This window comes from Reinekea marina (assembly GCF_030409715.1).
Lineage (GTDB): Bacteria > Pseudomonadota > Gammaproteobacteria > Pseudomonadales > Natronospirillaceae > Reinekea > Reinekea marina.
Map to the genome: position 1 here is coordinate 1,227,466 of NZ_JAUFQI010000001.1, position 18,552 is coordinate 1,246,017.

Consider the following 18,552-nt stretch of genomic DNA (forward strand, 5'->3'; position numbering starts at 1 on the left):
ATGTCGACAATACTATTTCGTCCGTCTCAGTCTCAAATGGAACAAACCCAGTTGAGTGGTTTTGCCAAACGTTTCGATGCTCAAGCGTTTGATTATAATTACAGTGCCCTTCATCACTACAGTATTAATAATCTCAGTGAGTTTTGGCAGGCTGTGTGGGATTTCGGTGATGTCCAAGGGTTTGCGGGTGATGTTGTTTTAGGGCATGCGCAAATGCCTGATGCGAAGTGGTTTCCTAACGCTAAGCTGAATTTCGCCAATAATTTACTGCACCATGGTGAAAACGATAGAAACGCCATTGTTGCGGTGAGTGAATCTCGTGAAGCACAAGAGATTAGCTATAAGCAGCTGCGAGAAAGCGTGATGCAGTTGGCGGCATATCTTCAGCAAGAGTGTGGTGTACAACCTAAAGACGTTGTGGCCGGTTATATTGGTAATACTCAGGAAGCGCTAATAGGTATGCTGGCGACCACTTATTTGGGCGCTATTTGGACATCAGCCTCGCCTGATTTTGGTTATGAAGGTGTCTTTGATCGGCTTGGTCAGGTTGAACCGGTGGTGTTGTTGGCGGGTAATGGCTACGGTTATGGCGGAAAACTATTTGATCGTCGCGAGGTTGTCGATCAATTGCGTGCTTCGGTGCCTTCTATACGGCAAACGATCAATGTTTCTGTGGTGCCTAGTATAGCGAGCATTGAACGAGCTACTGAGCTAGAGGATATATTAAAGCAAAACCGTGCTGCGCCTGAGCTTGTGGAGTTCCCGTTTGACCACCCATTGGTTGTGCTTTATTCATCGGGTACCACGGGTAAGCCTAAATGCATTATACACAGTGCTGGTGGTACTTTGCTTCAGCATATTAAAGAGCTACGTTTACACGGTGATATATCCAAAGAGTCGACTTTTTTCTATTTCACCACGACCGGTTGGATGATGTGGAATTGGCTTGCCTCTGGCTTAGTGACCGGTGCGACCCTTATAATTTTTGATGGCAACCCGATGTACCCAACCGAGTCGGTGCTATGGGAGTTGGCTTCAAAGTACCGGGTGACTCACTTTGGTACCAGTGCTAAGTATCTGAGCGCTTGTCAAAAGTTAGGCGTTGCTCCGAAAGAAAACAATTTAGACGCTTTGCGCGTGGTGTTTTCCACTGGCTCGCCTCTGTCACCTGAAGACTTCGATTGGGTGTACAGTGAAGTTAAATCCGATGTCATGTTGCACTCTATTTCAGGTGGTACAGACATTGTGTCGTGTTTTGTCGGTGGTAACCCCTGGTCACCCGTTGTTAAAGGTAAAATACAGGCCGCTAATTTAGGTATGGCGGTGGAGTCTTGGAGCGATGAAGGTGAATCTATCTTAAACCAACGTGGTGAATTGGTGTGCCGTTTACCCGCCCCATGCATGCCTATAGGGTTCTGGAATGACCCAGATAAGGCTCGCTATAAAAGCGCATACTTTGAGCGGTTCGACAATGTTTGGGCGCAAGGTGATTTTTGCGAAATAGATGAGCAGGGCCAAGTCGTTATTCTTGGTCGAAGCGATACAACACTAAACCCAGGTGGCGTCAGAATTGGCACCGCTGAAATTTATCGTCAGGTGGAAACTATCGAACAAGTCACTGATTCGCTAGTGGTGGGTCATCAAACCGATAATGATGTAGAAGTCGTTTTATTCGTAAAACTCAACTCATCGACTGAGCTGGATGATTCGCTGATAAAGGCAATCAAACAGCGTATCCGCGAAAACACCACACCAAGACACGTTCCAAAACATATCTTTGCCGTCGCAGATATTCCTTATACTCGCTCAGGTAAAAAAGTGGAGCTGGCCGTAACTCAAATCTTACGGGGTGATACTCCCAAAAATACAACGGCCATGGCAAATGCTGAATGCTTAGAAGAGTATCAAGCGATCAAAGCAAAGTACTTGGCTTAAATATTTTCAAAACAGCAAGCTTAAGCAGTCAAAGGTTAGTCCATCAGTCTAACCTTTGGCCTAGCCTCCAGCTATTCACTGGCAGCTTAATTACCGAAGCCCTAAACCGTTTCCCCTCTACCAACCACCAAATAGAAGTTATACTCTAAATTCAAACGCCCATTAAAAAGAATAAACCCATAGCGACTGAATAACATGAAGATTAAACCACTCTTAAAAAGTGATCTTGCAGAGGCCATCACTGTAATCAAGGCTTCGTTTGAAACTTATGTGAAACCATCTTGGTCTCAAAACGCGATAGAGGCATTTTATACAAAAGATATAGCAATCGATAAATTAAAATCGTTGCTTGATAGCGACAATATTTGTTTGAAATGTACAGTTGATGACTGCATTTCTGGCGTGCTTTTATTTTCTTCGAAAAGAAAACTTGCTTACTTATTCGTTAGTCCTGAAGAAAACGGTAAGGGAATAGCGAAGAAGTTGTTTGATGCTGCAAAATTGCAAGTTGATGATTCTGTTGATTATATTGAGCTGGCTTCAACGGAATACGCTGTACCTGTTTATGAAAAGCTAGGATTCAGAAAATCAGCCAATGCCTTTTTGTATAACGATTGTACCTTTCAGCCGATGGTCTATTGGATGGGAAATTATAGGCTAAATTCTTCTGTTCAAATTATAGAGTCTTAAATTCTAAACTCATAAAAGTCGGCGTATGGTTTATCCGATCGAGTTCCTAAATTGTGCCAACCGAGTTTTTCATAAAATGCTTTTGCATTTATATTCTTTTTTCCGACACTGAGTAACAATGAACCTGCACCCAATGTATGAAAAATATCAATGCTTTTATCATGTAGCATTCGGCCAAAACCAGCACCTCTATATTCTGGACGCAAGTAAAATAAATTAACATAGCCAACGTTTGGGCTTTCATGCCATTTCATTTCCAGTTGTCCCGCTAATTGACCGTTGAAATAGCAAAGACAGTTGCCTTGTGGGATTTGACTGATTCTCTTTTCAAGCCGGCTTATATACTCATCACCATTTTCGCCTCCAATCTGGCTCAGAAATCCATCACTATTTCCGTGGGTACAAATATAGGCATCAAGTCGATGCTCAATACAAATACTCCGATCGAGAGTGGGGTCAATTGTCTTAAATTCAAACATAGTTAAAGTTTAAAATGCGGATGTTATTTTAAAGGTTAACCTAACAGCCTTCCAAATGCATGACCTAGTTCGAGTTATTAGTAAGCAATATCTAAGAAATGACAAAATCTAAATCATACAGCCTATTCAAAAACAATCGCCTCTCCACTTCGTTCTGAAGACTCCTACAATAAATAGACCGCGCAAAGCTGTAAGAGCGCTGGAAGCAACGCGGAGACGCGAATGTTTTGTCCTAAGCCGCAACACGATGCCCGCAGCAATAAACAAACACCGCCATTTCTTTGACGAACGTCATAAAAATGGGGCCTAAAATTCGCATGATTTGAGTCCTTGAGTTAGGATTAAATTCTGACTAGTTGAGGCCGATCATTTGAATAAACTCTTCGCTTTTGTTTTGTGTTTACCGTTATTTGCATTTGCTGCGGATGATTCGTTCGGTGAACGTGGTATAGCGCCCCGTATCATTAATGGTTCGGCGACGTCTCCCAATGAGCATGAGTATTTTGTCGCGTTACTTAGGGTTTATAACTGGGCAGATGGTAAGTCATACGCGAGTCCAGGTAACTCTACCGGATATAGTTGGAATGCTTTTTGTGGCGCTAGTCATATTGGTGGCGGTAAGGTGGTGACTGCGGCCCATTGTGTTGATGGTTATCCCGCTGGCGCTTCGGTACATTTGCTGATCGGTGATTACTCAAATGTAAGCACGGGTAAGGGTATGCAATATGAGTTTTGTAAAGATGAGGGCTTAGTTTCTTATGATTGTATTGGAGAAGATTCTAAAGAAGCTGATCCAATAGGGTACCACTTTACGGGTTATACAATTTACACGGGCAGTGAAACACCTATCGAAATACCCTCTGAAAATATAGAAGTTCACCCACTTTATAACAGTGCAACGCTTGAATATGACATTGCTATTTTGCATTTGCCTCAGGTTTCAAATAAGCCATCTCTGGCGTTACCGACCATGGATTTATTCGATCATTTAGCGAAAAATACATCTTCTAAAGTACAAGTTATTGGTCATGGTGATACGTTAAGTGATAACAACGTTGCGACATTTTCGGCCAGCGCTCAATTGCTCGATGTTGATCTAACACCTCGTACCGTTCAAGAATGCAACAACTCGAATATTGGTAACAATTTTGATGCTTTTACGATGATTTGTGCAGGAGACCCAGGATACGACTCTTGTCAGGGTGACAGTGGTGGTCCGTTGATTGATCCTGATACCGATACTTTGTTGGGGGTTGTCAGTTGGGGGCCATCTCAGTGTGGTATTAATCGGGCTAATGCTTATGGTGTTTATTCGAATGTCTATAACTTGCGTGATTGGATCAATGAGGGCAGTTTATCGATGGATCTTAATGCAGACACCACTCGTAATTCTGATGGTCAAGTAAGTCGCTTGGGCGCTGGCTCGTTACCGATGTTCGGCATGATAGCGTTAGCGGGATTGTTATGGGCTGGGCGACGACGTGGCTAAATTCAAGCTTTTTCTATGTTCGCTAATAGTTGTGTTTACGGCAGGGTGCAGTACCTTTCCGGGTCGCGATTATTCGGTGCCTTTGCTACTAAACCCGGTTGTGTTCAGTGATCGAGTTGAGGTGTCTGTGATGTCTCATGGTTGTACTACGGAAGATGATTTTTATTTGTTGGTGAAGGGCGAAAAAGTGACGTTACGCCAAATAAAACCAGATCTTTGCCGCGCTGCGCCGTCGTTAATTCGATTATCGTTTAATTATCGCTTTGGTGATTCATTGATAACCTTCAAAAATGATGTTCGCTACATGAATCGAGTTCAAACTCGATAATCTTATATCGAAAAGTATCGCAACTCTGGTGATGGTTGGCTGTATCGCCAATACTGATCAAAGCTCGATTGCAGGCTCTTTACCGAGGTTTTATCATCTGTATGTGCAAATCCAATGTAGTTGTCTAATTTTTGTCGTATTACCACGCCTCCTCTGTCTACCAATATAAATTCACAGTTAATCGGCTCTTTTTCGAGTATTTCTGGTTCGATGATTCTGGCTTCTATTCGGGATAACTTTTTAATAAGGGGCACCAATGGGTGGTCGGTTTTCAATGCGTGGGTAGTTTGTGCAATGAGTAATCTCATTTGGGCTCGGCGATTAGTCAGTATAAATTGTTTAAGTGCTGAAACTACGGCTTCGTTGCCGAGCCAAGGGCGGTTTAGGTCTTGGCTGATGATATTAATGCTGCGCAAACCTGCATCAATTAACGGTGTTGATTGGTTGATAAAACCTGCGATGGAATCTAATCGAATAACGCCAGTTTGGCTCTCTGCCTCTGTTGCTGGCTCTGAAGATTGGCTCATAGTCTCCCTCGGTACAGTTTAGGATCTCATGGTGACTTCGTCTATCGAATCACGAATGGCTAAGTAGCTGTTTAACCTGCGCTCAAGCAACTCTCCGTTTTCAACGGCTATTTTAACCGCGCATTTGGGTTCGTGTGTATGAGTGCAATTATTAAACTTGCAGTAGTGTGCGTGTTCGGTGACATCTGGGAAGCCTTTGTCTAAGTCTTCTTCGGTAATGTGCCACAAGCCAAATTCGCGTATACCGGGGCTGTCGATGAGCTGTCCGCCGCTGGGAATGTGATAAATTTTAGCCGTGGTGGTGGTGTGTCGGCCTTTGCCGGTGGCTTCAGAAATCTCACCGACGCGAATATCTTCCCCTGGCAAGAGTGCGGATATGATTGAAGATTTACCCACACCCGATTGCCCGACAAAGACTGAGTTGCCTTCTGCGACTAACGTTTTGATGGCAGCAAGCTCTTCTTCATTGTGAATACTGGCAATTAAGGTGATGCAGCCAAGGTCTTCGTATTGTTTTAACTCTTCGAGCATTTCAGGAGCTTGGTCAATTAAATCGTGTTTGTTGAGCAAGATAACGGGCTGAATGTCGTCGTGTGCCGTGGCTACAAGATAACGGTCTATCAAATTTACGGGTGTGCGCGGTGATGGGCACGCAACGATAATAATACGATCAACGTTTGCGGCCACTGGTCGCAGCTTACCGCGGTAATCTGGGCGAGTAAGAATTGATTGGCGTTCTTGAAGTGCGACTATAACTCCTTGACCTTCGCCTTTCTCATCGGCGTGCCAAATCACTTTATCGCCCGTGACCAACACAGGTAGGTTGCTGCGCACCGAACAGCGTGTTATTTCGCCGTTTTCGCCTTCAATATCTAAAGTTGCGCCGAAGTGAGCAATCACTAACCCTTGCCGCGGCTCGCCGAGTTGATCGGTTGCAAAGGCTTGTTCTATTTTTTGGTCTTTCTTTTGTGCTCGCGCAAGGCGTTCTTGCTGGACTTTGTCGATGCGAAATTGCTGTTGTCGAGATAGTTTTCGTTTACTCATGCGCGCTCTGTGTTGAGATCGGTTACAATAACCGACAGTTTACAGTTTCACGCGCTAAAGGTTGAGCTTAATGGACAAAAAAACGAATTTAATCTGGATAGACCTCGAAATGTCAGGGTTGAAGCCAGAAACTGACCATATTTTAGAGATTGCCACGCTAGTCACCGATAAAGACCTTAACATAATCGCCGAAGGGCCAGAGTTAGTCATTCACCAACCCGACAGTGTGTTAGATGCGATGGATGAATGGTGTACAACGCATCATGGTGAGTCTGGCCTAACTGCGAAAGTTCAGCAAAGCAGCATCAGTGTTGAAGTTGCGGCGCAACAAACGCTCGATTTTGTGAAAGAGTGGGTTGATCAAGGTGCGTCGCCATTATGCGGGAACTCAATCTGGCAGGATCGTCGTTTTCTTATTAAGTACATGCCCGATTTAGATGCCTATTTCCATTACCGTAATATCGATGTCAGCACCTTGAAAGAACTGGCCGCACGTTGGAACCCTGAAATTTTGAAAGGTTTTCAGAAAAAGGGCAGCCATAGAGCCTTAGATGACATCATCGAGTCTATCGAAGAGCTCAAATACTATCGTAAGCATTTTATCACTTTACCTTAGCCGCTTAAATTTGGCTGTATAACCGCCCGAGATGCCCTTGAAAATGCTCTAAAAATAAGCGCGTTTTTAGGGGTAAGTGGCGGCTTTTGTAAATAACACTAAGCTCCTCTGCAACAGGTTTTCCTTCTAACGCTACCGCCGCAAGCGCGCCTCTTCTTATATAAGGTTCGGCTAAATAGACAGGTAACCTAACTAAGCCAAGTCCACGAATGGCAGCCTGTAAGCGCATATCTGGGCTATTCAGTGTTAACCTTCCGCTTACTTCTATCGCGTCTAAAGAACGCTCCCTGCGAAACAACCATTGGTGCTCGCCTCCTTGAAGAATACACGGGAAGTCAGAGACCTCTGTTAAATGTTTCGGTGCTTTATTGGCGCAATGTGCGGCAATATACAGCCCCTGTGGAATACTCATGAGCGATTGTGCAATCCAATCGCTGTCCGGTAATGGGTGTTGGTGCAGTACAAAATGTAAATCTATCTGAGGGTTTAGCTTCGGAGCCACGCCATTGTATTGCGTACCGCAGAAAGAAACCTTTGGGTATTCGTTTAAAAATTCTGAAATTAGCTCCGACATGGTTTGAGTGAAAAGCTCTTGCGGCCACAAAATGCTCAGCTGACCTTTTGGTTCGAGCGCAAAGGCGTTGATCTCCTGCCCAATGTCGTTTAACTCTTCAATAAAAGGGGCTGAGCGGGCGTAAAGCGCTTCTCCGGCTTCGGTCAAATGTAGTTTCCGCGTTGTTCGCTCCATTAACTTAACCCCTAAACTTGTTTCTAAGGCAGTGAGTTGCCGAGATACCGTCGACTTAGGTTTGCCGAGCTTTTCTGCTGCCTTGGTAATTGAGCCTTGGTTAATGGTTTCTATAAATAGATTTAAATTATCCAGTTCCACGTGTTGCTCGCATTGTTCCATTTATGGAACAGTGTAGCCTTATATTGCCATCTAGTGCAGTGAAATTTGCGGCGATACACTGTGCTCATTCAAATAGAGGAGAGTACAAATGTCGAACGTTGCTATGTTAGATGCCGCACAATTTAATGACCAAGTTGAGCAGGGCTCAGGGTTAACATTGGTCGATTTTTTCGCCGACTGGTGTGGCCCATGTAAAATGATTGCGCCCGTGTTAGATACGTTGAGTAGTGAATACGACGGTAAAGTTTCAATTGTTAAATTAAACGCTGATGATCACCCAGAAGTGTTATCAAAATATGGCGTACGAGGATTACCTACATTAATGATGTTTAAAGATGGCAAGCCGGTCGATGTCGCCGTAGGTGCTCAACCAGGTGCAGCGTTAAAACAGTTTATTGATAAGAGTTTGTAACACTCAACAGGCAAGTAAAAAAAGGGCGAAAGCCCTTTTTTATTGATTATGAGTTAACAAACGGCGGTAGTAACGAATAAACAAAACAACCGCAAGCAAGCAAGCTGAACCATCGGCAATTGGAAAGGCATACCAAATGCCGTCGATGCCCAGTTGCCTTGGTAATAGAATCAGCAGAGGGATCAAAAATATATATACCCTCGCACTAGAGGCAATAAGTGCCATACGGGCGTGGCCGGTCGCCTGAAAATAACCCGTAATGATGAAGGTGATGCCCGCAAATGAAAACAACATAAAGATGACTTTGGCAATTTCAATCGCTTTCGCAAGCAATACGGGGTCGTCTGTAAATAATCCAAGCATTAATTCTGGTCTGAATACCATTAAGGTACTGATCAGCACGCACAATAAGGTGGAAGAGCCGATGCCTATATTGACAATGCTTCGAACCCGATCAAAATTTTGAGCACCATAGTTGTAACCGGCAAGCGTTTGAAATGAAATCATAATGCCAATCAAAGGGAGAATAACAAACATGATGACTCGACCTACTAAACCGTAAGCACTGATGTAGATATCGGCCGCGTCTCCGCCAACGTTTGAAAGTGCATTGTTTGCGGTAGCTATCATAAAACTGGCGCCCGCATGTGAAATAAAAAACGGTAAGCCAAGTGCAATGATCCCCGCAAGAACCTTTGTATCTATGCGCCAATCTTTGATGGATAAATGCAGCGTAGTTTTACCGCGAACATAAAAACTAAAAGCCAATAACATGGAGCTGATTTGCGCGATGACTGTTGCCAGTGCCGCGCCCGTAACGCCCATATCTAAGCCAAAAATAAAGATAGCATCGAAGGTTACATTCAAAAGAGAGCCTAACAGCATCACCATCATCATGAATTGCATTTTACCTTCGGCGCGAAGCATGTCATTAAACACGGTTCCAACAATGGCCACGGGCGTTGCAAAGAGTAAAGGCTTTAAATAGTCCACTGAATAATCCCACAATGCGTCTGTTACTCCGAGCAAACGTAATATGGGCTCCATGGCGAGTAATACGATGCCAGCCAAAACAATCGAAAAAAGTATGCTAAAGGTCAGTGCTGTTTGCGCTGTATGACGAGCATCATCATTTTTCCTGGCACCCAGTTTACGGGATACAATGGAAGCTGAACCGCTGCCGATAATCGCTGCAAACGCAAATATCAACATTTGTACCGGGAACACAATAGATACGCCACCTATGGCTAAACTGCCAACACCGCGTGCGATAAAAATTGCATCGACAATGCTATATAACCCATTGACTAACATGGCCATAATAATCGGCAAAGACATGGTGAAAAATAATTTCCCAATAGGTGCGGTGCCGAGTTTATCGGTTTGATTCGTCATAAGTACCTTCAATAAAAGGGTAGGTACCGGTTTAAACTGAAAGCTTATAACCGGCGCAATATAGTGGCGTTAAGTCGATTGATTTAATCGGGTTTCAACGGCTTGAATTTTATCATCGATGCGTTGGTCTTTATCGGTGCGAGTGCCCACTTTAATGGTAGATGAAATGCGAACTATGCCATGCTCATGCAGTTGCACATGGCAAGCCTTAATGGCCGCGAACACTTCATCCCACTCCCCATAAAGGTTTGTCCCGTAACCATGTAAAGCAATTTCAATATCAAATTGCTTTAGAATAGTATGGCACTTTGCAATTTCGTCAGCGACGGATATTTTTCCGTTAAACGGAATGACACATAAATCAGCCATGCATTTCATAAAATTACTCCACTGAGCTTGAAGAGGAAGGTTCCGATTCTTCTGGTAACGGCCAGCCCCCCAAAGCTTTCCACTTATTCACGATATTACAAAACAATTCAGCCGTTTTTACGGTGTCGTATTCAGCGTTATGCGCTTCTTTGTCAGAAAACTCTATGCCCGATAATTCACACGCCTTTTTAAGCACCGTTTGGCCATAGGCAAGGCCAGAAAGGGCCGAGGTATCGAACGTTGAAAAGGGGTGGAACGGATTGCGTTTATTATTAACACGAGTGGCGGCCGCCATGACAAAGTTATGATCGAAAGTAGCGTTATGACCAACAAGGATGGCTCTCTTACAGCCAGCGGCTTTCATGCCAGCTCGCACGGTTTTAAAAATTTCTTTGAGTGCCTCGGCTTCATCAACAGCCCCTCTTAACGGGTTATAAGGGTCAATTCCGGTAAATTCGAGCGCCGCTTTTTCTAAATTCGCGCCTTCAAATGGCTCGACGTTAAAGAATTGAGTTTGATCGGGCATAATGATGCCGTTTTCGTCCATTTTTAGCGTAACGGCAGCAATTTCGAGCAAGGCATCGGTTTGTGCATTAAAGCCGGCTGTTTCTACGTCGATAACAACAGGGTAATAACCGCGAAAGCGATGAGAAAGCAGGTTTTCAGGGGCGATGTCGGTCACACGGTCTCCAGATTTGATATGGGGTAGGGACTAAGCCTAGCAAGGCGGCATATGGTAATGCCGCAAGCGCTCGCTGTCCAATCATGAAAAGTTGGCGCAAGCTTTGCAATTGAGATACATAAGAATGAATGGAACCCACAAAATGCGGCAAAAACAGTTATCAAATAGGCGAGTCTTTTCCTTTTTAGCGGTGTTGTGCCTTGCCTTCTTATTATCCGGCTTTGCACCTGCCGTCCAGTTTGGGACTGGTTTAACCGATACAGAGTGGCATATGGAAGCCAACCAGTACTATTGCAGCTTTTATCAGCCTATCCCTCAGTATGGGTTGGCGGTGTTTTTTCACCAAGCCGGCGAAACGTTAGAGTTTTACTTAGAATCTACTCGCAATTTGATGGCGGAAGGCAGCGCGGCCATTACCATTGAAGCGCCATCTTGGCGTTCAAGCGCTTTGACTACTGAGCTGGGCTACACGCGAGTTCGAGATAAGCAAATACCCATACGAATTGAAACGGCGCGAGCTGGCCGAATGATGGACGAGTTGGGTTTAGGGATGGCGCCGACTCTCACCCGTAAAGCGAAATACGGTGATGATAGAGTTCGTGTGCAAATATCACCCGTTAATTTCAAACAATATTATAACGATTATCTTGCATGTCAGGCGGGTCTATTGCCGGTGAATTTTAGCCAAATTGAACGAACTACCCTCAGCTTTGCAAGTGGGGGTGTTGAACTTGATGAGCGCGCAAAAATTCAACTGGACGACATTGTCACTTACTTAAAAGCGGATGATTTAGTGACCGCGGTATATGTCGATGCTCACAGTGACAGTGCGGGCACCCGCTACGACAACCGCAGACTCACGGAAAAGCGCGCCTATTTAGTGACAGATTACCTTGTCAACAAGGGCATCAATGCCGCAATGATTCTGACCCGTTATCACGGCGAGCGTTATCCAATTGCCAGCAATGAAACAGCCGCGGGTCGCGCTAAAAATAGGCGAGTGACGTTACAGTTTGATCGAATCAAAGATGATCCAAACGACCCCTTGATGGGCTTACCTAAATTCGAGGCGCCGTAACGATGGTTAAATGGTGGTCTTTAGACAAACAGCACCCCAAAGGAGTGTTCATTGAGCAAGGTGAACTGCACTGGTATCGACACAATGGCGTGTTAACTCGGCTGGTTATAGACGAGCTACGTAACGTGAGTGTGTTCAGTTATCAAGACCAAGTATTTTGGCACTTGATTGATCAGCATAACAATATTGCAGTGATTCCTGAGCAAACCATGGGAATGCCTATTATTCGTCAATACTTATCTAGCTGGCGTGGTTTTAATTACGATGCCTTGCTACGTTACGAGCCAGAACAACAAGCGGTTCAATTGTGGCCCATTGAAGCGAAACAAAAACGTGCCTGATTGATGGGTTGATAAGTAATAACTATGATGTTGATTAATTTCAATCTCATTAGGCATTTGATAGAGTGTTTTCTGTCTTATCCATCAATGAGGAGAACAGCATGGCCAATGAAGGTTATCACGAACCCATTAATGAAATATCAGATGAAACCCGCGATATGCATCGAGCCATTAGCTCACTAATGGAAGAGTTAGAAGCGGTAGATTGGTATAATCAACGCGTAGATGCATGTAAAGACGAAGAACTAAAAGCCATACTTATCCATAACCGCGATGAAGAAAAAGAGCACGCTGCTATGGTTTTAGAGTGGATTCGTCGCAAAGATAAAACCTTTGATAAAGAACTAAAAGACTACCTATTTACCAGTAAAAAAATCTCTCACAGCTAAGTACTTCACTATAAAAAAATGGCATGTTAGTGTCGGTACTAACATGCCAAAGTGGGGTGGATCATTTATTAACGTATTAATATCTAACCGTGTTGAACTACTACTTGTTCCTCACCGGATTTTACTCGTTTAATCATGGCGGTCGCATTTTCTAAACTCACTAACATTGCGGGTACAAAGAAAAGAATAAGTACAATGCCGTACATTAAACCAAACGCAATGACAGCGGCTAGGGGTATTAAAAACTGAGCATCAAAAGAAGACTCAAACAATAATGGGCTTAAGCCACCAACCGTGGTCAAAGTAGTCAATAAAACCGCTCTGAAGCGTTGTACGCTAGCCTCGACAACCGCGTCTTTGATAGCCATGCCTTTAGCACGTAAGTCTCGATAAAAACTGACCAAAACGATCGAATCGTTGATGATAATGCCCGATAAACCAAATATTCCATAAATGCTGAGAACACTGAGTTCTAACCCTAAGACCCAATGACCCGCAATTGCACCTGTGAGCGCAAATGGAATAGCACTCATCACTGCAAAGGGCCACACCCAGCTTTCGAATACCCACGCCAGTGCAATGAATATCAGTAGCAAGCCCAGCATACCGCCAATTTTAACGTCTTCGAAAAAATCACCTTGCGATGCCTGGTCGCCTTCTAGCAACAGTTTTACGTTAGGAAACTGTTCACTAAACTTGGCTCTTAACTCGGTATCAATGATCCGATTAACTTCATTAATATTCACTGTGTCGTTGAGTTTATTTGCCGTGATTTCGGCACTTAATTCACCATTGACGCGCCCTAATTGTGCGATAGAACGATTCGCTGTAGGTACCGCTAATGCTGATAAAGGTTTGCTGTCTCCATTGCCGAGTGCAATGGGTAGCTGAGACAGCAAAAACCAGTTGTCTGTTTGTTCGGCATATACGCGCAATGTGAGTTCAAATTCATCACCATTTAATTGTAGGTTTTGTACTAGGGTTCCATCGACAAGGGTCCGAATATTTCTAGCCAAATCAGCCGTCGTAATGCCAAGCGCTTGAGCGTCTGGTGTGAGTGTTAAGCTGATTTGTTCTGCACCCAACGGCAGGTCATCTTTGATTTCTGTTAGACTGTTTAGCTTTGCTAGTTCATCTCTTATAAATTGACTGGCTCGCAGTAGCTGAGTTGTATCTTCGTTCACCAGTCTTAGATTAATGCCGTTGTTAGAAGGTCCTTGCTCACCTTCTACAAATGCGATCGAGATTAAGTTGGCCGGTTTAGGTACATCTTTATCTAAAGTGTTGGTTATAAATTCGTTGTTCACTGTTTCACTGCGGTCAGTTTCAAACTGTATAAATAAAGCCCCTTGCTCAATAGCGCCCTTATTGGTTTCCAAAACAATGGTATTGATGAACTTGCTTTCTGCTTCTTGCTCAATATTTTTCAGTGCTGTTTTTAAATCCATCAAATAGTCTTCAACAGCGCTTGCCTTAGAACCTTCAGAAAATTCTACATTTATTTGCAACTCTGGGGCTTGAATGGCTGGGAAAAAAACAAACTTCACGCGGCCGGTGGTTAACAGAGTGATCGATAAAACCAGCAAAAGTACTACCAAGCTGAACGTAGTGGCTCTATAGTTCACTGCATGAGTGACCAATTTTCTGATGACGTTTTCTCTAAACCAATTAAATTTTTGTTCAAAGCTTTGGCGAAACTTGTTCGGCTTATTCACGTTACCTTTTTTGAAAGAGTGCGCTAGATGCCCAGGTAATATAATAAAACATTCGATCAGAGAAGCGGCGATCGCCATGATGATGACGATAGGCACACCTTTGGCAAATGCTCCGGCCACACCACCTACTAAAAGCAAAGGTAAAAAGGCGGCGACAGTCGTAACGGAACTGGCAAACACCGCGGGCAGCATTTTCTTTGCTGCTTTTATGGCCGCAGTTTCAGCATCATCGCCGTTTTCCATGTTTGCGTAAGCATTTTCACCTACAACAATGGCATCATCTACGATAACACCGAGCGCGATCAAAAAGCCCAGTAAACTGATCACATTAATAGAGTTACCGCTTAACTCTAAAAATATGAAGGTTGCTAAAAAACTAACCGGAACTCCGACCGCAACCCACCAAGCTAATCGGTGATTTAAAAATATAAACAGCACAATAAGCACGATGAGCAAGCCACCGATGCCATTGTCTAGGATGATTTTTATCCGTGATTTCACAAAGTCATAGGCTTCATTGTAGATATGAATGTTTACATCTTTAGGTAAGGTGGTACTAAAACTTTCTTGCCACTGAGTTAAACTTTCGGCCGCGTCGAGTGTATCTTCACCAGACCCACGGCTTAAAGACAGTTTAATAGCGGGAAGGTCTTGAAAGTATATCTTGGCCTCAGATTCATCATATTGGGTTGAAACCGTCGCAATTTGATTCAGCGGCATTGGTTGATTGTTAATGCGGACCACTTGTCTTGCTATGTCTTCTGCGGTGGATTCTTTTTCGTTAAATCTGAGTTGGTTGGCAATACTGTTTTCACCCGCAATGCCGGCAGGGGCCGTTGCATTATTTCGATTGATTTGATCCGCTAATGCGCCAATGCCAACATTCATACTTAATAGCGTATTAATGTTAAGTTCGGCAACGACGCTCTCAGTAGGTAAACCCGTAATTTCTATTTGGCTAATTCCTGCGTTTTTTAGACTTTGTTCAGCGCGTTTAGCGATGGCTGACAATTCATCGTAACTTAAATCACCATAGATGAGCACATCTGCAACTGGGTCGGGAATGGATAACGCCTCGACGACTGAATCGCCAACACCGTCAGGCAGTTCTAGCGTCGCTATCGATTTTTCGATCTCCGAAATCATTTGGCTGACGGATTCAGCAGAGTCCTTTAAAGTGACCGTCATAGATGTTCGACCTTCGATGCTCGTGGTAGAAACTCGATCGACATCCTTTAATGCCAATATGGCATTTTCGACTGGGATCGCTAAGCCTTTTTGAACGTCCTCGGTGCTTGCTCCTTCCCATGGGGTACTGACGATAATCAAGCTCAAATCAAAATCGGGTAGATATTGAGTGTTGATTCGATTGAGCCCGACTAGGCCTAAAAAAATGACGATAAACATAACGGCATTCGGGGCAATTTTATGGCGAGCAAAAGCTTCAATGATTGAATTCACAGTGTTTTCCCTAAAGCGCGTTTAATGTTGGTTTTACGGCAAGCCCATTCACGGCATCTTGTAAGCGAGTCACTAAAATATTTTTTTCTTGTATGTTGCCTTGAACAAGCCGCCATAACCTTCCATCTATCATGCGCTCACCCACTACTTTTATGCTGTGTCGAGTGAGTGAATTATCTTCAACAGCGTAAACATACTGATCGCTGTACACTGAGCTTTGTGGAACGGCAATTGAAGTAACTTTCGGTAGGTTTAGCCATAGTCGGTAGTAGCGATTCAGCGTTAACGCATTAGAAGAATCGACCAGTTGAAAGATTAATCGCATACTGCCAGCTTGAGATACTGGGTCTATACTTTGTAATTGAACGTCTATTGCACCAAATTGTGTTTCTACTATCCCCGTGAAAGAAACCAGTTCATCAGCGGCAGGTAATGTTTCTGCGGATATCCAAGCCACTAATTGCTTCTGTTGTTCATTGGCTAAGCTAAGCAATACGCTGCCAGAAATCACGGAATCTGCAGGTTGAACTTGTAGACTTGAAACAACACCAGCGAAAGGTGCAAAAATAGAGGCGTTTTCTATATTGCGTTGAGCTTGCGTTAATTGGCTATCAATGTCGGTTAATTGTGCTTGGTATTGGCTTTCAATGGCTGTAAATCGGCTGATGGCCAACTGTCTGTTTTGAATCGCTAACTGCTGGTTTGCCAACGTACGCTCAGCATTTTCTAAGTCGGCGTTTGATGCCAGATTATTGTTTTGCAGACCGAAGAGTCTGTCTACGCTGCGTTGCGCTATGTCGACTAGGTTTTGTTCTATGGGTAATGCCGTTATGTTGGCCTGATGATTTTTCGTTTCGAGCGCCAGACGGGCAGAAATTTCCTGTTTCCTAGCCGCAAGCTGGTTGAGTTGTCTTTGCAATGCGGCTGTGTCGAGAACAATCAGTCGGTCTCCTTCTAAAACGCGCTGTCCTTCTTGAATGTTGACGCTAATGACATCTGTTGAAATGGGGGCTTTTAACTCAATTTGCTGAGCACTTTTAAATTGACTGTATAAAACAACTTGCGGCGCTAATTCGTCAGGAGTCGCCACTATGGTTTCTACATTGGGTGCATTGAGGAGTGGGTCTATGGCTTGCGAGTCTTTGGCTTCTAAACTCGACTTTGGTTTTGTAACCATCCAGCTAATGATTAAGGCACCTACGGCGATAACTACAATAGGGTAAAAGAATTTTTTTTTGCGGCTGGTCATTGGCCAACGCTCCAGAATTGTGAGAATTACCAAAGAGTACGCACACAAATAGAATCTGGATGACAAGAATGTAAAGTTTAGGGTGGTAAAGAATCAAACCTACCGATCAGCTGATCAATAGGTTTGTAGATGAAAAACTATGAAAGAGTTTTGGTTAAATCGTAGAGTTCTTGATTAAAGGGGCGGCTCATGTTTTCAATACTTTCAATAATGTCGTGGTGAACCAGCTTGTTAGATTGGATACCGACACATCGGCCACCTTCGCCTTTGAGCAGCAAATCTACGGCAAAGGCTCCCATTTGGCTGGCCATCACACGGTCAAAGGCACAGGGTGCACCGCCGCGCTGAGTGTGCCCTAAAATTGTGGCCCGTGTTTCTAAACCCGTGCGAGACTCAATACGACGAGCTAAGGCGTTTACATCGGTGACGTGTTCAGTAATGGCTATAATGCCATGATCTTTACCTTGCTCTACATCGTTGCTTATTGCGCTGATGAGTTCTTCTTCATCAAACTCTTTTTCAGGAATGACCGTGAATTCAGCGCCGCCGCCAATAGAGGCTTGTATTGTTAAGTCACCGCAGTAACGACCCATTATTTCTACAATGGAGATTCGATGATGTGACGAGCAGGTGTCACGTAAACGGTCGATAGCATCTAATACAGTGTTCAACGCTGAGTGGAAACCAATGGTATAATCGGTTCCAGTGATGTCGTTATCAATCGTACCGGGCAAGCCAATACAAGGGAATCCCATTTCAGTCAGAGCTTTTGCTCCCATATAAGAACCATCGCCCCCAACGACCACGAGGGCTTCAATGCCATGCTCTTTTAGGTTTTCTATAGCTTCTTCTCGAACGGATTTTTCTTTGAATTCAGGAAAACGAGCAGACCCTAAGAAGGTACCGCCTCGGTTTATCATGTTCGACACATCAAATCGCTCAAGCTTTGAAATGCGGTTTTGGTGCAAACCTAGGTAGCCGTCACGAATACCATAAACTTCTAGGCCTTTGCCTAGGGCGGTTCGTACTACGGCACGAAGTGCTGCGTTCATGCCAGGAGCGTCACCGCCACTAGTTAAAACACCGATCTTCTTAATCATGGAAAGGTCACCTTTTCGGTCATTACTCACACAAACTGCTATAAAAGAGCAGGGAAGGTGTGATTCATATTGAGAAAAATGTAATTAAACTACATTTTTACCCTTTTCGTCCATGTTTAAAGGTGACTCACACGGATATTCGCCCGAAATTAAGGAGGATTTTTACAAAAGTGGAATTAAGAATTTTAACACGGCCCAAAACAATGTTTTGAGCTTTTTAAAGTGATTCGCTAAGGATGGAGATCATTGGCACCAGCTTTGCAATATGACAGATATTCGGTGAAATTTTCAGCAGTAGACTGAGAAACTGTCAAATTGTTGTCTGTGAAGCGGTATTTACCGA

Annotated in this window: 23 protein-coding genes; 11 read left to right on the plus strand and 12 right to left on the minus strand. The window is 43.9% G+C overall.

What is annotated here, in order from left to right:
* From QWZ13_RS06375 to QWZ13_RS06385, 3 genes are read left to right on the plus strand one after another with little or no spacing between them, the layout of a single operon-like run.
* Positions 1-1,935, plus strand: a complete 1,935-nt coding sequence (locus QWZ13_RS06375) for an acetoacetate--CoA ligase (protein WP_290281025.1) — start codon at positions 1-3, stop codon at positions 1,933-1,935.
* Positions 1,890-2,084 (plus strand): hypothetical protein, encoded by a 195-nt coding sequence (locus QWZ13_RS06380; RefSeq protein WP_290281026.1) that lies wholly within the window; start codon positions 1,890-1,892, stop codon positions 2,082-2,084. The genes QWZ13_RS06375 and QWZ13_RS06380 overlap by 46 nt, the downstream gene beginning before the upstream one ends.
* A 46-nt stretch (positions 2,085-2,130) precedes the next feature.
* Entirely contained in the window at positions 2,131-2,625 is a 495-nt protein-coding gene (locus QWZ13_RS06385; RefSeq protein WP_290281027.1) for a GNAT family N-acetyltransferase, read from the plus strand.
* On the opposite strand, the gene QWZ13_RS06390 is transcribed toward QWZ13_RS06385, so the two are convergent.
* Positions 2,622-3,032 carry a GNAT family N-acetyltransferase gene (locus QWZ13_RS06390; protein WP_290283291.1) on the minus strand — a complete coding sequence of 137 codons (411 nt, stop codon included), beginning with the start codon at positions 3,030-3,032 and terminating at the stop codon, positions 2,622-2,624. The two genes, QWZ13_RS06385 and QWZ13_RS06390, sit on opposite strands and share 4 nt — an antisense overlap.
* A gap of 442 nt (positions 3,033-3,474) precedes the next feature.
* On the opposite strand from QWZ13_RS06390, the gene QWZ13_RS06395 reads away from it, so the two are divergent.
* Together QWZ13_RS06395 and QWZ13_RS06400 are read left to right on the plus strand one after the other, a co-directional pair.
* Positions 3,475-4,593 (plus strand): S1 family peptidase, encoded by a 1,119-nt coding sequence (locus tag QWZ13_RS06395; RefSeq protein ID WP_290281028.1) that lies wholly within the window; start codon positions 3,475-3,477, stop codon positions 4,591-4,593.
* Positions 4,586-4,921, plus strand: coding sequence for a hypothetical protein (locus QWZ13_RS06400; RefSeq protein WP_290281029.1), 336 nt, complete (start codon positions 4,586-4,588; stop codon positions 4,919-4,921). The genes QWZ13_RS06395 and QWZ13_RS06400 overlap by 8 nt, the downstream gene beginning before the upstream one ends.
* Before the next feature lie 2 nt (positions 4,922-4,923).
* Here the strand turns inward: QWZ13_RS06400 and QWZ13_RS06405 are convergent, their stop codons facing one another.
* On the minus strand, positions 4,924-5,448 hold the full coding sequence (locus tag QWZ13_RS06405) for a DUF7931 domain-containing protein (protein WP_290281030.1): 525 nt from the start codon (positions 5,446-5,448) through the stop codon (positions 4,924-4,926).
* Positions 5,449-5,466: 18 nt separating this feature from the next.
* Positions 5,467-6,492 (minus strand): small ribosomal subunit biogenesis GTPase RsgA, encoded by a 1,026-nt coding sequence (gene rsgA, locus QWZ13_RS06410; RefSeq protein WP_290281031.1) that lies wholly within the window; start codon positions 6,490-6,492, stop codon positions 5,467-5,469.
* A 9-nt stretch (positions 6,493-6,501) separates the two neighbouring features.
* On the opposite strand from rsgA, the gene QWZ13_RS06415 reads away from it, so the two are divergent.
* Together QWZ13_RS06415 and orn are read left to right on the plus strand one after the other, a co-directional pair.
* The gene (locus QWZ13_RS06415) at positions 6,502-6,627 is read left to right on the plus strand and encodes a hypothetical protein (RefSeq protein ID WP_290281032.1); all 126 of its coding nucleotides are present in this window, start codon (positions 6,502-6,504) and stop codon (positions 6,625-6,627) included.
* Positions 6,602-7,108 carry an oligoribonuclease gene (orn, locus tag QWZ13_RS06420; protein ID WP_290283292.1) on the plus strand — a complete coding sequence of 169 codons (507 nt, stop codon included), beginning with the start codon at positions 6,602-6,604 and terminating at the stop codon, positions 7,106-7,108. Before QWZ13_RS06415 ends, orn begins: the two co-directional genes overlap by 26 nt.
* A gap of 4 nt (positions 7,109-7,112) precedes the next feature.
* On the opposite strand, the gene QWZ13_RS06425 is transcribed toward orn, so the two are convergent.
* Positions 7,113-8,018, minus strand: a complete 906-nt coding sequence (locus QWZ13_RS06425) for a LysR family transcriptional regulator (RefSeq protein ID WP_290281033.1) — start codon at positions 8,016-8,018, stop codon at positions 7,113-7,115.
* Positions 8,019-8,106: 88 nt separating this feature from the next.
* Between QWZ13_RS06425 and trxA the strand changes: the two genes are divergently transcribed.
* Positions 8,107-8,430: a thioredoxin gene (gene trxA / locus QWZ13_RS06430; RefSeq protein ID WP_216001260.1), complete on the plus strand. Its 324-nt coding sequence runs from the start codon at positions 8,107-8,109 to the stop codon at positions 8,428-8,430.
* 39 nt (positions 8,431-8,469) lie between these two features.
* Here trxA and QWZ13_RS06435 read toward each other — a convergent pair whose 3' ends face one another.
* Genes QWZ13_RS06435 through QWZ13_RS06450 form a run of 4 tightly spaced genes read right to left on the minus strand, consistent with a single transcriptional unit; the run spans position 8,470 to position 11,027 of the window.
* A complete protein-coding gene (locus tag QWZ13_RS06435; protein WP_290281034.1) occupies positions 8,470-9,837 on the minus strand; it encodes an MATE family efflux transporter in 1,368 nt (455 codons plus the stop codon).
* Positions 9,838-9,894: 57 nt separating this feature from the next.
* A complete protein-coding gene (locus QWZ13_RS06440; protein WP_216001258.1) occupies positions 9,895-10,203 on the minus strand; it encodes an MTH1187 family thiamine-binding protein in 309 nt (102 codons plus the stop codon).
* A gap of 4 nt (positions 10,204-10,207) precedes the next feature.
* Positions 10,208-10,876: a ribonuclease T gene (gene rnt / locus QWZ13_RS06445; RefSeq protein ID WP_216001257.1), complete on the minus strand. Its 669-nt coding sequence runs from the start codon at positions 10,874-10,876 to the stop codon at positions 10,208-10,210.
* Positions 10,857-11,027, minus strand: coding sequence for a hypothetical protein (locus QWZ13_RS06450; RefSeq protein WP_290281035.1), 171 nt, complete (start codon positions 11,025-11,027; stop codon positions 10,857-10,859). Before QWZ13_RS06450 ends, rnt begins: the two co-directional genes overlap by 20 nt.
* Between QWZ13_RS06450 and QWZ13_RS06455 the strand changes: the two genes are divergently transcribed.
* From QWZ13_RS06455 to QWZ13_RS06465, 3 genes are all read left to right on the plus strand, one after another.
* Positions 11,019-11,954, plus strand: coding sequence for a flagellar protein MotY (locus QWZ13_RS06455; protein ID WP_290281036.1), 936 nt, complete (start codon positions 11,019-11,021; stop codon positions 11,952-11,954). The two genes, QWZ13_RS06450 and QWZ13_RS06455, sit on opposite strands and share 9 nt — an antisense overlap.
* Positions 11,955-11,956: 2 nt before the next feature.
* Positions 11,957-12,295, plus strand: coding sequence for a hypothetical protein (locus QWZ13_RS06460; protein ID WP_216001255.1), 339 nt, complete (start codon positions 11,957-11,959; stop codon positions 12,293-12,295).
* A 65-nt stretch (positions 12,296-12,360) separates the two neighbouring features.
* The gene (locus QWZ13_RS06465) at positions 12,361-12,684 is read left to right on the plus strand and encodes an encapsulin-associated ferritin-like protein (protein ID WP_290281037.1); all 324 of its coding nucleotides are present in this window, start codon (positions 12,361-12,363) and stop codon (positions 12,682-12,684) included.
* Between the two features lie 83 nt (positions 12,685-12,767).
* Here the strand turns inward: QWZ13_RS06465 and QWZ13_RS06470 are convergent, their stop codons facing one another.
* The 4 genes from QWZ13_RS06470 to pfkA are packed head-to-tail and all read right to left on the minus strand — an operon-like array spanning position 12,768 to position 18,239.
* The gene (locus QWZ13_RS06470; protein WP_290281038.1) at positions 12,768-15,860 is read right to left on the minus strand and encodes an efflux RND transporter permease subunit; all 3,093 of its coding nucleotides are present in this window, start codon (positions 15,858-15,860) and stop codon (positions 12,768-12,770) included.
* 10 nt (positions 15,861-15,870) lie between these two features.
* Positions 15,871-17,109, minus strand: coding sequence for an efflux RND transporter periplasmic adaptor subunit (locus QWZ13_RS06475; protein WP_290281039.1), 1,239 nt, complete (start codon positions 17,107-17,109; stop codon positions 15,871-15,873).
* Complete coding sequence (locus QWZ13_RS06480) at positions 17,042-17,206, minus strand: hypothetical protein (RefSeq protein ID WP_290281040.1); 165 nt, start codon at positions 17,204-17,206, stop codon at positions 17,042-17,044. Before QWZ13_RS06480 ends, QWZ13_RS06475 begins: the two co-directional genes overlap by 68 nt.
* 40 nt (positions 17,207-17,246) lie before the next feature.
* Complete coding sequence (gene pfkA, locus QWZ13_RS06485; RefSeq protein ID WP_353958973.1) at positions 17,247-18,239, minus strand: 6-phosphofructokinase; 993 nt, start codon at positions 18,237-18,239, stop codon at positions 17,247-17,249.
* Positions 18,240-18,552 lie beyond the last annotated feature (313 nt).